The organism is Rhizobium sp. KNZ2-6A (genome assembly GCF_056755475.1).
Genome location: NZ_JBNDIC010000008.1, coordinates 94,058 through 105,902, shown reverse-complemented (window position 1 = coordinate 105,902; position 11,845 = coordinate 94,058). Strand labels below are relative to the sequence as shown.

11 protein-coding genes are annotated in these 11,845 nt (G+C 61.1%); 2 read left to right on the top strand and 9 right to left on the bottom strand.

Annotated features, from left to right (window positions below):
- Position 1: 1 nt before the first annotated feature.
- The 7 genes from ACPYOP_RS08235 to oiaX form a co-directional block, all read right to left on the bottom strand.
- Positions 2-1,066 carry an ABC transporter permease gene (locus tag ACPYOP_RS08235; protein ID WP_481409893.1) on the bottom strand — a complete coding sequence of 355 codons (1,065 nt, stop codon included), beginning with the start codon at positions 1,064-1,066 and terminating at the stop codon, positions 2-4.
- Positions 1,063-2,616 (bottom strand): sugar ABC transporter ATP-binding protein, encoded by a 1,554-nt coding sequence (locus ACPYOP_RS08230; protein ID WP_481409892.1) that lies wholly within the window; start codon positions 2,614-2,616, stop codon positions 1,063-1,065. Before ACPYOP_RS08230 ends, ACPYOP_RS08235 begins: the two co-directional genes overlap by 4 nt.
- Positions 2,613-3,257, bottom strand: coding sequence for a DUF2291 family protein (locus tag ACPYOP_RS08225; protein WP_481409891.1), 645 nt, complete (start codon positions 3,255-3,257; stop codon positions 2,613-2,615). Before ACPYOP_RS08225 ends, ACPYOP_RS08230 begins: the two co-directional genes overlap by 4 nt.
- A gap of 80 nt (positions 3,258-3,337) precedes the next feature.
- Positions 3,338-4,279, bottom strand: coding sequence for a substrate-binding domain-containing protein (locus ACPYOP_RS08220; RefSeq protein WP_481409890.1), 942 nt, complete (start codon positions 4,277-4,279; stop codon positions 3,338-3,340).
- 78 nt (positions 4,280-4,357) lie between these two features.
- Positions 4,358-5,185 (bottom strand): phosphogluconate dehydrogenase C-terminal domain-containing protein, encoded by an 828-nt coding sequence (locus ACPYOP_RS08215; RefSeq protein ID WP_481409889.1) that lies wholly within the window; start codon positions 5,183-5,185, stop codon positions 4,358-4,360.
- An 88-nt stretch (positions 5,186-5,273) separates the two neighbouring features.
- On the bottom strand, positions 5,274-6,608 hold the full coding sequence (locus tag ACPYOP_RS08210) for a four-carbon acid sugar kinase family protein (RefSeq protein WP_481409888.1): 1,335 nt from the start codon (positions 6,606-6,608) through the stop codon (positions 5,274-5,276).
- A gap of 5 nt (positions 6,609-6,613) precedes the next feature.
- Positions 6,614-7,873, bottom strand: coding sequence for a 3-oxo-isoapionate-4-phosphate decarboxylase OiaX (gene oiaX / locus ACPYOP_RS08205; protein WP_481409887.1), 1,260 nt, complete (start codon positions 7,871-7,873; stop codon positions 6,614-6,616).
- Between the two features lie 185 nt (positions 7,874-8,058).
- Between oiaX and ACPYOP_RS08200 the strand changes: the two genes are divergently transcribed.
- Together ACPYOP_RS08200 and ACPYOP_RS08195 are read left to right on the top strand one after the other, a co-directional pair.
- The gene (locus ACPYOP_RS08200; RefSeq protein ID WP_481409886.1) at positions 8,059-8,763 is read left to right on the top strand and encodes a transcriptional regulator NanR; all 705 of its coding nucleotides are present in this window, start codon (positions 8,059-8,061) and stop codon (positions 8,761-8,763) included.
- A 540-nt stretch (positions 8,764-9,303) separates the two neighbouring features.
- Entirely contained in the window at positions 9,304-10,176 is an 873-nt protein-coding gene (locus tag ACPYOP_RS08195; RefSeq protein ID WP_481409885.1) for an undecaprenyl-diphosphate phosphatase, read from the top strand.
- A gap of 80 nt (positions 10,177-10,256) precedes the next feature.
- Here the strand turns inward: ACPYOP_RS08195 and ACPYOP_RS08190 are convergent, their stop codons facing one another.
- On the bottom strand, positions 10,257-11,021 hold the full coding sequence (locus ACPYOP_RS08190) for a 3-oxoacyl-ACP reductase (protein ID WP_481409884.1): 765 nt from the start codon (positions 11,019-11,021) through the stop codon (positions 10,257-10,259).
- The gene (gene thiD, locus ACPYOP_RS08185; protein WP_481409932.1) at positions 11,018-11,839 is read right to left on the bottom strand and encodes a bifunctional hydroxymethylpyrimidine kinase/phosphomethylpyrimidine kinase; all 822 of its coding nucleotides are present in this window, start codon (positions 11,837-11,839) and stop codon (positions 11,018-11,020) included. Before thiD ends, ACPYOP_RS08190 begins: the two co-directional genes overlap by 4 nt.
- Positions 11,840-11,845: the final 6 nt, after the last annotated feature.

Genomic DNA, 11,845 nt, shown 5'->3' with positions numbered 1-11,845 from the left:
TTCAGCCTGCCTTTGCCATTTGCATGAGCGTTACGCGCTGCTGGAGGCGCCGCTGCGCCTGATCCACGACCACAGCGATGATGATGACCAGCCCCTTGATGACCATCTGCCAGAAGGATGATACGCCCATCATCACGAGGCCATCCGAAAGAATGCCGATGACGAAGGCGCCGATGATCGTGCCGCCGATGGTGCCGCGGCCGCCGGACATGGAGGTGCCGCCGAGCACGGCTGCCGCGATCGCATTCAGCTCGAAGCTTTCGCCGGTTGCCGGATGGGCCGCCATCAGCTCCGACGAGATGACGATGCCGACAATGGCGGCGCAGAGCCCTGAGAACATATAGACGAAGATCTTGACCACATCGACGCGGATGCCGGACATGCGCGCGGCGCGCTCGTTGCCGCCGACGGCGAAAATGTGCCGGCCGATCGGCGTCGAGCGGGCGACATAGGCGGCGACGAGCGCCAGCACGATCAGGATCCAGATGGAAACGGGAAGGCCGAGCAGGCGGCCGGCGCCGAAGACGTCGAAGCCCGTCGTATCGTACTCCGGCCGACCCACCAGGTTCGGGAAGGTCTGTCCGTCCGAAGACAGCAGCGCGAGGCCACGGGCGATATAGAGTGTTCCGAGCGTGGCGATGAAAGGCGCCACGTTGAGCTTGGTGATGAGCAGGCCATTGATGAGCCCGATCAGCAGCCCGACGGCCAGCGTGATGAGAATGATCTCATAGATGTTGAAATAGACGGTGTATCCGATCCGCAGTTCGACGCCGTTCAGGATGAGGGCGCCCGCCACCATGCCGCAGAGGCCGACGATCGAACCGACCGAAAGGTCGATCCCGCCGGTGACGATGACAAAGGTCATGCCCATGGCCAGGAAGGCATTGAGCGCGACATGCTTCGACATCAGGATGATGTTGGCGGTCGAGGTGAAGTTCGGTGCGAAGATCGCAAAGAAGATGATGACGGCAAAGAGGGCAATGAAGGTCCTGAGCTTCATCAGCGTCAGGAGAACGGAACCGTTCGAGCGATTGGCCGCAAGGCCGGAGGACGTATCTGCCGTCATGACGCGAGTTTCCCTGTATGTCCATGTCCCTTGGCGGAGGCTGCGATGATGGCCTCTTCCGTCGCTTCGCTTCGGTCGAGAACGGTCACGAGCTTGCCGTTGCTGAGCACAGCGATGCGGTCCGAAAGAGCCATGACCTCTTCAAGGTCCGAAGTTGAAAACAAGATTGCGAGGCCCTTGCCGGCGAGCCGGCGCATGGTGCGGAAGACGTCGGCCTTGGCGCCGACATCGATGCCGCGGCTCGGCTCGTCCATCAAAAGCACCTTCGGATCGGTCATCAGAGCCTTGCCGATGACGACCTTCTGCTGATTACCGCCGGACATGGAGGTGACCTCGAAATCCGGATTGGGCGCCTTGATTGAAAGGTCGCGAATCATGTCGCGGATGGCGTTCTTTTCAACACCCGGATCGATATGGAAAAGCAGCCGGGCGAAACGCCCAAGGCTCGCAAGCGTCAAATTGCTGGCGATGGACAGGACCTGCACCAGTCCTTCGCGCTGCCGGTCCTCGGGGATCAATGCAAGGCCGTGCCGGATGCGCCGGGTCGTGTCGCGTGCGCGAACCTCGACGCCATCGATATAGATGCGTCCGGTCGAATGCATATGCCGGCCCATCACGCATTCGAAGAATTCGCTGCGTCCGGCACCCATCAGGCCATAGATGCCGAGGATTTCGCCGGCACGCACCGACAGCGAGACATGATCGACGGCGAGGCCGCCCGTGCGCCTCGGCAGGCTGATCTCCTCGGCGCGGAAGGCTTCCTTGCCGATCGCATGGCCTCCGTCCCTGGCGAAATCCTTGGCGTCGGATCCGATCATCGAGCGGACGATCCATTTCGTGTCGATATCGCGAACCATGGCATGGCCGGTGATCTGCCCGTCGCGCAGGACGGTGATGTGGTCACCGATCCGCATCAGCTCTTCCAGCCGGTGCGATATATAGACGATCGCAACGCCCTGAGCCTTCAGCTCTGCGATGACCTTGAACAGAATATCGACTTCCGCCGCGGACAGCGCCGATGTCGGCTCGTCCATGATCAGGATGCGGGCATCGAGCGAGATGGCTTTGGCGATCTCGACAAGCTGCTGCTGCCCGATCGGCAAGTCCTCCACCATGGTTTCGGCGTCTATGCCGGCATCGAGCCGGTCCAGAAACTCGTTGGCCTTTACCACCTGCGCCTTGTGATCGATACCGAAGACGCCACGGGTGATTTCGCGCGTGGCAAAGATGTTCTCGGCCACCGTCATGTTGGCGAAAAGATTGAGCTCCTGGAAGATCATGCCGATTCCGCGAGCCTGCGCGTCGGCGGGGCTGCTGAAGGAGACTTCCTCACCCTCGAGCAGGATGCGGCCCGAGCTCGGCCGTTCGACACCGGCTATGATCTTCATCAGGGTAGATTTGCCGGCGCCGTTTTCGCCGACGAGCACATTGACCGCGCCGCAATGCAGCTCGAGATTGGCATGCTTGACGGCGACGATGCCGGAATAGACCTTGGAAACGTCCTCCAGGCGCAGGATGATATCGTTGCTTGGCGTTTCGCTCATGGTCATTGCCCCAATGTCAGGGCCGAAGGAGTGATCAGGGGAAGCTGGCCGGATGCGGGCAGCGGAAATGCGCCGGTCACCGTGATTGTCTTCCCGGTCAGCCCGTTCCGGGGCAGGGCCGCCAGAAAGGACGAGTTTGCCTTCTCATTGAAGGCCTTGCCGAACTGAGCCCATTCGATCTGGTTCCTGAATTCGTTGAAATCCAGGAAATCCAGCGCGTCGCGCAGTGCCGTACCGCGGATCGCCGGGCCGATCTGCACCTTCGCGTCCGCCTTGCCGTCGCCATCCACATCGACATCGAGGGTTCCGGCGCGCGAGGCGGTATCGGCTGCGACGATCTTGCCGCTCAGCTTGACGGCATAGGTCCAGGGCGATGAAGCCTGTTTTCGCGGATTTCCATATTTCGCGCCGGCCTCGTCCGGGCTGGATGTGACAGCCTGCAATACCATCTTGATGTCCCCCGCGCGTTTCTCGATGCCGGGCAGGACCCGAGATTGCCAGATCGCCTCGACCTTCGACGCGGGATCGAAGGCGCCCTTCGCCGCCGCTGCCGCTTTCTCCTCGGGCGTCGGTGTCTTGATAATCTTACAGCCGGGCAATGCCGCGACCAACACAAAGGCAACGAGCGCGCCTCTGATCCTCAACATGCAGTGCACCTCGATCTCGCAGAAAAAAAGCATCCGGAGAACGCGGTTTTCCTGCGCCCTCCAACGTATCTGGCCCGCTGTCAGTTTTTTAGCGCGAAGGTCTCAAGCTTGCCGGCGTTGTCGGCATTGATGAGGACGCAATCCATCAATTGCTTCTCATCCTTCGGCGCCGTCTTGGTCTTGATGTAGGCGTCGGCCTGTTCGACCGCCTTCTGGGCCTGAGCATAGGCCGGCTGCATGACCGTCGCCTTGATGCCGCCGGCCTTGATCGAGTCGCGCACGTCGTTGGAGCCGTCGAAGCCGACGACGATCACGTCCTTGCGGCCGGCGGCCTGCAGGGCGGCAATCGCCCCCATCGCCATGGTGTCGTTGCCCGAAATGACGCCCTTGATGTCGGGATTTGCCTGAAGGATGGTTTCCATCTTGGCATAGGCCTCGGTCTGGCTCCAGTTCGCCGACTGCTTGGCGACGAGCTTCAGGTCCGGATAATCGTCGATGACGTCGTGATAGCCCTGCGAGCGGATGCCGGCATTGGTATCGGCTTCGCGGCCGACGAGTTCGGCATAATTGCCCTTCTCGCCCATCAGCTTGACGAATTCCTGCGCGCCGAGCTGTGCGCCCTGATAGTTGTTGGAAACAATCTGGGCGACGGCGATGCCGGTGACGTTGATTTCGCGGTCGATGAGGAAGGAGGGGATGCCGGCATCCTTGGCCTTCTTCAAGGCGGCGACCGTCGCATCCGCGCCGGCATTGTCGAGGATGATGGCTTTGGCGCCACGTCCGATGGCCGTGTCGATGACTTCCGACTGCTTGTTCGCATCGTCGTCATGCGTCATGACGAGCGTCTCGTAACCTAGCTCCTTCGCCTTAGCTTCGGCGCCGACGGCCTCTGCCTTGAAGAATGGATTGTCGAAGGCCGGCGTGATGATGGCGATCAGGTCAGCCGCGAAGGCCGGCATTGCCGTTCCCAGAGCAAGCGCACCGGTAAAGGCTACAAGTGTCAGTCTGCGTCTTAGTTTCATGGTCTCCTCCCAGTTATGAAACATGCCCTGTTCCCGGCAGGGCAGAAAGGGGAGGGCGAACCCTCCCCGGGACGTCGATCAGGTGATGCGACGGATGCTTTCCGCGATCTCCTGCGGCTCGAACACTTTCTTCCAGTCGTCGCGCATCAGGGCAGGGATGCCGAATTCGATCGCCTTGTTGCAGGCATCGGAGAACACGCCATCAACTTCCTTGAAGATGACGGCGCCGAGCACATTCATGTGGCCGAGCAGGAAGTCACGGGCAGCTTCCGCCGGAACGCCGCGGGCGACGCACTCGTCCATGGCCTGACGCATGACGACGAGCAGCGAGGCGCAAACGGTTTCTGAAAGGCCCGGCTCCAGCATCGCCATCTGCTCGACGGTGACGCGGTGCGAGCGCATGACGGGCGCCCAGATGACCTTGGCGATTTCCTCGCCGAGAGCATAAGCGCTTTCCGGACCCTGCATCAGCGCCGAAACGATGTGCTGCTTGGCAAAGAGACCGCCGAAATGGTCCTTCTTCGCCTGCATGTCGGTCTCGTCGTTGAAGATCGGCGGATGGCAGGGATGGGTAACGAAGTAGGTAAGATCTTCACGGTGCGGCAAATGACCGGCGAAGGGGGCGGCGGCGTCGAGCGCGACGACCATCGTGCCGAGCTTCAGCTTGTCGACGATGCCGGCGGCAACCTTGCCGATCGCCGTATCAGGCACGGCAAGGATAACAACGTCCGCGCCATCGAGTGCGGCATCGGCCGGTACGCAATCGACGGAAAGATCATTCTTCAGGCGTGCATTGCCGGCATCGCTGACCTCGACATGGCGCACATCGAAACGCGAACCTTTCAGGTTCTTGGCGAGCCGGTAACCCATTTTGCCTCCGGCGCCGAAAAGAGCAATTGCAGTCATGTTAGTCCCTCGTTCACTTTCGGACTGTGGTATCGTAAGTGGTATGATGAGTCAATGAGTATGCCAATGTATGCCCGAAAATATGCGACTAGGACCCTCTGCCGTCGCGGATCTGCGCGAAGTAGTCGTCGGTGCCGACCTGCCCGCCCTTCAGCGCGATCTGCAGGCCATTGGTGGGGGCGTAGCTGCCATGGGCTGTGCAAAGCGGCGAGCCCGGCGTCTGGGGCAATGGCAGGAGGGTTGTCAGTGCCTCGACGCGCAGTTCCTTCAGGGCGTGGCTCGACGTGTCGCCGCCGGCAATGACAGCGCGGCGGAGATTTTCCTGTTCGATCAGCCGCCGCAGGATCGTGCCGAGAGCCTGTCCGAGGCGATGCCGCGCGCCGGGAATACGGTCGATGTCGCCGCCGCGGTCGGCGGATGGGCCGAGCGCTGTATGAAGAATGACGCTGCGGCCGGCCTTGAGGCTGACAATTCCGGAAGTGACCGCCTTTTCCAGAGCGTGTTCGGCGTCCTCGCCGACGAGCGCCAAGGGATCGAGATCGATGTCGTCAAAACCGTCAGCCGTGGCCCGGCGGATTTGTCGTTCCGTCGTCGGCGATACGCTGCCAGAAACGACCGCCAGGCGATCGACCTTGCCGGGAGCTGCGAATTCCGGTTTCTCTCCGATCAGGCCTTCGTTGTGCCAGGCATTGAGAAGGGCATATTCGACACCGGATGAGCCCGCCACGAAGGCGTTGCCCTTGCCTGCAAGCCGCCATAGCTGGTGTCCCGCAGCGGCCTGTGTTTCCTGGCTGTCGACATCGAGAAGCAGGATACCCTCATCCACTCCTGCCAGCGCATCGATCCGCTTATCGGCATCGGCTGCCCGGAGCGTGACGAGATCCGCGAGGCTGACAGGAAGGGACGTCTGCTTGCTCAAATGAACGGCCAGATCGGCCTCATCCATCGGCGTGACCGGATGCCGGCTCATGACCGGATGCCGGTCGATCCGGAAAACCTGGCCCTGATAGGCCGCGAAAAGGTGGCCGAAGGCGGTGTAGCGTTTCAGCTGCGGCGCCCCAACGACAACAGGCACGACGGATTGCTGAAAGAGCCGCTTGCCGATCTCGATCGCCTTGCCGATGTTGCCGATCTTTGGGCTGGAATCGAAGGTCGAGCAGATCTTGTAGTGGCATATGGCGGCATCGAGACTCCTGAGCCATGTGAAGGCAGGCGTTAGATGCTCGTCCATCCATTGCGGTGTTTCGCTGCGGCTGGTACCGGCAATGCCAATGGCGCGGCAATCCTTGAACCGCTCCAGCATGGCCTCGCTGGGAACGCCGAGGAAGAGGGCCGTCGGCACCCCATTCGAGGCGAGGGCCTCCATGACGTCGGTGGAGCCGGTGAAGTCGTCGCCATAATAGCTGAGAAGAAGTTTGGACATCGCTATCAGGCGTCCTTGCCGTCACTGAATTTTGCGATCGAGGCGGCAAGCTCCGGATGATCCTTCGCATAGTCGGCAAGTGGTATGTCCGAAACCGCCGCCTGCCATGCCTGCTGGATGGCGCGAACGCCGGCAGCCGGTCCAAAGGGATGGCTAACGATGCCCCCGCCGCAGAGATAGAGAAGATCCGTGGTCCGGCCGGTGCGTTGGTAGGTTTCGGGCGCTTGCCCCCCCCATTGGCCGGAACCGGCAACGGGAAGCGGACAGTCTGTGGGATCGAAGAGCGGCGTGCTTACGGCCTTGAAGGATTCGACGAAGCTGTCGTCCGGCTCCCAGTATTTGACCCTGATGCCGTTGATCTGGAACTGATCGACACCCAGCAGGCGCCAGAACTGCTGGTAAACCCTAAAATCCATGCCGGCGCCGGGATGGCGGGTCAGGATGTCCCAGCCGTTGCGATGTGCATGCAGCACCAGCCCGGAGCGTTTGCGCAGGAAACTCATGCCGCCGAAGCCGATGGAGTTGATGTTGACGACAGCGCAATTGCCGCCGGCCTTCAACACCAGATCGTGGTTGCGCATCATCTCGTCGGGATCGGCATGCGAAATGCCGAAGGCATACATGACCTTTTTGCCGGTTTTCTGCTCGTGATCGAGGATCAGCGGCATGATGGCCTCGACGCGCTCTTTGAGCGGCGAATAGGCCGGGCTCATCAGCTTTTCGTCGTCCTTGATGAAATCGACGCCGGAACCGATCAATTCGCCGACGAGGGCAGCCGTTTCCTGCGGCCGCAGACCGAGCGCCGGCTTGACGATGGTGCCGATGATCGGACGGCCGCTGACGCCGGTCAGGCGCATGCTGCCGGCAACACCGAATTGCGGGCCGGGATGCGCGTCGCCAAAGGCCTTCGGCAGCTTCATGTCGACGATGCGGATGCCGGTCATGCCCTTGATCGAGAAGACGCCGCCGATGGCGATCGTCATCAGCGCCGCAAGATCGGTGCCGATCGCGTCCAGCGGGAAGGCGATATCGACATCGGCGCGGTGGATCGGGCCATGCCCATCGGCCACTTCCGGCCAAGTCGGACGCTCCGCATCAGAAAGCGGGCTAATCGCGGTGACGCGAGCGGCGACGCGTGCCTTGAGTTCTTCCGTTTCGCCGGGCACGGCAACGAAGGTGCCGGTCGATTGATCGCTGGCGATCTTGCGGGCCATCGCCTCGATGCTGCCGGGCGTTTCGATACGGTAGGTGACGGTGATGGTCATAAGCGACTGAATGCTCCTCTCGCCGACGATTTTCGCGTGGCGTAAACTGGTGATCTGGTATAATGAGTATCCCAACTTCTGCAACGATTTTTTTGCCCGGTAGTCGATAACACGTTTCGTATGGGCTTCCGCCGCGGCGGCCAAAAATGCATAAGGGAGAAAAGGCTTTGGGAAAGCGGGGTTCCATGGGCCAGCCTGTCGAACAAATTGTACGTCGAAAGCTGTCGGATGAGGTATTCGACCGGCTGGAACGGTTGATCACATCGGGCGAACTCAAGCCAGGCGACGAGATGCCATCCGAACGCGTCCTCATGGAGCGTTTCGGCGTCGGCCGTCCGGCGATTCGCGAAGCCATGCAGGCGCTCGCCAATATGGGGCTGGTGAATATTTCGCATGGCGAGCGCGCCAAGGTTCTTCAGCTCACGGCGAAATCGATCTTCCGGCAGGTCGACCTGACCGCCAAGATCATGCTCTCCCAATCATCCGACTCACTCGAACATTTGAAGAGCGCGCGCATCTTCTTCGAGCGCGGCATGGCGCGCGAGGCGGCGCAGCGCGCCACCGAAAAGGATATCGCCGATCTCAACGGCATCATCGAGCGTCAGCGCGTGTCCTTGGGCGATGCGGAGGAGTTCATTTCGGCCGACATGCAGTTCCACACGCGCATCGCCCAGATTTCAGGCAATCCGATTTTCGCCGCCGTCAGCGAGGCCATGCTGGCATGGCTGAAGGCCTATCACACCGATATGCTGATCTGGACCGGCAAGGAAAAGTTCACGCTGGTCGAGCATGAGGAAATCCTCGCGCGTCTGGCGAAGAACGATGCCGATGGAGCAGAACAGGCGATGCTCAAGCATCTGGAGAGATCCCGCGCGCTCTATACGAAGTGATCTTGATGCGAAGTGACCTGGATGCGGAGCGACGTGGGCCGCAATGGCTGACGGGCGAGGTGGCTCTGTCCTAATTCCTCCCCATTCCTTGTGGAATCTGGCCATATGTCAAACGAGGTGTGCGTAATGGGCAATTTCATTCAGCGGAATATGGCGCTCTTCCTGGCTCCTGTTCTGACAGCGGCCGTCATAACCCTTTATAATCTGGCTTGCCTTATGGTGAGACATCATCATGCTATCTCACATGACGTCCATCGCGCGGCCGGCGCCGCGGTCCTTCTCGTCGCATTTTATGCCATCATCCGCTACATGCAGTCGTTGCCGGACGATGAAGGCTAGAAATCCGATAAACCTGGAAATCAAGGCCAGCAATTTCAGATAGAGTTCAGCCTGCGCGGCTATATCCTCACCCTGTCATAACGCGGAATTGACGGCGTCCTACAAGGCAGCCGCCGGCTTCGTGTCGGAAAACGGTTCCACAGCAAGTTCATCGCACCCTTCCGGTGCCAAGCCCCCTTGAAGAACTGAGGATATCAAAACGTGGCTGATGTTTGTACGCAAGGCGTAGACACGGGCTTTGTTGCCCTGGGCTATGCCAAGATCGCGATACTGGGTGTCGTGCAGGGATTGACCGAGCTTCTGCCGGTCTCATCCACCGCCCATATGCGCCTGGTGCCGGCCTTGCTCGGCTGGCAGGATCCGGGTTCGGCCTTTTCGGCTGCGATGCAGCTTGCGGCCCTTGCCGCCATCGTCTCCTATTTCTGGAGCGACGTTCGCTACGTCACCTTCGGATCGCTCGATGCCATCAGGCAAAGGGATTGGCGCTCGCCCGCGATGCGGCTTGCGATCGCCATCGTGATTGCAACGGTGCCGATCGTCATTGCAGGCCTCCTGCTTTCGTCGTCCCTGAATGCCTGCGGCACATCGTTGCGCAGCCTTTGGGTCATCGGCATCGCCTGCGTTGTCATGGGCCTGCTTCTGGCGGTTGCCGAACTCTACAGCCGCCACAGGAAGGGCATCGAGCAGATGACACTGATGGATGCCCTGTTCGTCGGCATCACCCAGGTCGGCGCGCTTGTTCCCGGTGTCTCTCGTTCGGGCTCGACTCTGACCGGCGCATTGTTTCTTGGCCTGAAGCGCGATGAGGCCGCACGGTTCTCGTTCCTGCTCGGCCTGCCGGCCATTGCGCTTGCCGGTCTGAAGGAGCTCTTCGAGCTCTACAAGGCGCATATTCCGATGGAAGCCTGGTCCGTCCTGATCGTCGGCCTGATCGTCGGCAGCATATCGTCCTTCATCGCCATATGGGGACTGATGCGCTTTTTGGAGCGTTTCTCGACCTGGCCTTTCGTCATCTACCGCATCGTGGTTGGCGTCGTCATCCTCTTCGGCGTGCTGATCATGGGATGGGCTTGAGCGGACAAAATCAATCCGGCTGCCAAGACTTCAATGCTGGCGCTGCCCTCCCAGGCAGCGCCTTTTTTATTCTGGGGCTATTATCCGAAGACGAGGCCACCATCGACGATAAGATTTTGCCCGGTAATGGCGCGTGCCCATGGACTTGCAAAAAATAGCACCGCATCGGCAGCCTCTTCGGGCGTAGCGACGCGACGCAGCGGCGTATTCGCGGCGATGATGTCGAAAACAGCTTCCGGCGTTGCGCTGCTCGCATCGGTCGTGCGCAAAAGACCGCCGGAGACCATGTTAACGGTGATCCCGAGCGGGCCGAGTTCGGACGCAGCCGTGCGAGTCAGCGACAGCAGCGCCGCCTTGGCGGCGGTATAATCGTGATAGGGCACCACCGGATTCTGGAAAAGGTTCGTGCCGATCGTGACGATCCGGCCAAAGCCTGCCTGCGCCATTACCGGTCGAACCGACTGTATCAGGTTCAAGGCGCCCTGCAGCGCGGTTTCCATCTGGATCGCCATCTCGGCCCAGCTCAAGGCGTCCAATTTCGAGCGCGCATCGCCGTTGAAGCTGAAATCGGCCAGTGCATTATGGACGACCGTCGTTGGCGCTCCGAAATGCTCGGTCACCTCGGCAACGAGCCGCTTCGTATCTCCGAGATCGCGGACATCGGCCTGGAACGCTTTCGCATGATTGCCAAGTTGTGCTGCGAGCGCCTCTGCCCGTTCGCGGCTTGCTCGATAGTTGATGGCAACCTTCGCGCCTTCGCGAGCAACGGCTGTAGCGATCGCGGCACCGAGACCGCGCCCGGCGCCGGAAACGATGACGATCTGATCCTTGATCGGCAAGCTCATTTTCTCACTCCTTTTCCGTCTGCCCAGAGCGCATGGAAATGCTGCACGGGGCCGTGGCCGCTGCCGACCGAAAGCTCGCCTGCGGCGGCAACCGCGGCGGCGAGATAGGCTTTGGCGGCTGCGATGGCTTCGGGGAGCGGCGAGCCCTTGGCGATCTCGGCTGCGATGGCGCTGGAAAGCGTGCAACCGGTTCCGTGTGTGTTCTTCGTCGGCAGCCGTTCGGCTTCGAACCAGGTCAGGCGACCGACGCTTGCCAGCACGTCCGGACTTTCTCCACCCTCGAGATGACCGCCCTTGACGAGAGCTGCCGCAGGTCCGAGCGCTGCCAGCGCAAGCGCCTGACGGGCCATGTCTTCGCGGCTTCCTGCCTCCGTGTCATGCAGCAGCGCCGCAGCCTCGGGCAGGTTCGGTGTGATGATTGTCGCCAGCGGCAAGAGCCGCATAGTGAGCACGTCGACGGCGTCGGCGGCAAGCAGGGCGGCGCCACCCTTGGCGATCATGACGGGATCGAGCACGACGAGCACATCGCGATGTCGTGCCAGAATGTCCGCGACGGCATCCGCAATTGCGGCGTTGGCAATCATGCCGATCTTGACGGCATCGACACGGATATCGGCGAAGATCGCCCGGACCTGGTCCGCCACGAAAGAGGGCGGCACCGGATGAACGCCGGTGACGCCTTGTGTGTTCTGCGCCGTCAAGGCGGTCAGGACGGCCATTCCATAAACGCCGCGTGCGGAAAAGGTCTTCAGGTCAGCCTGGATGCCGGCGCCGCCGGATGGGTCGGAGCCGGCGATGGACAGGACGTTGCGAATCACGGGGCG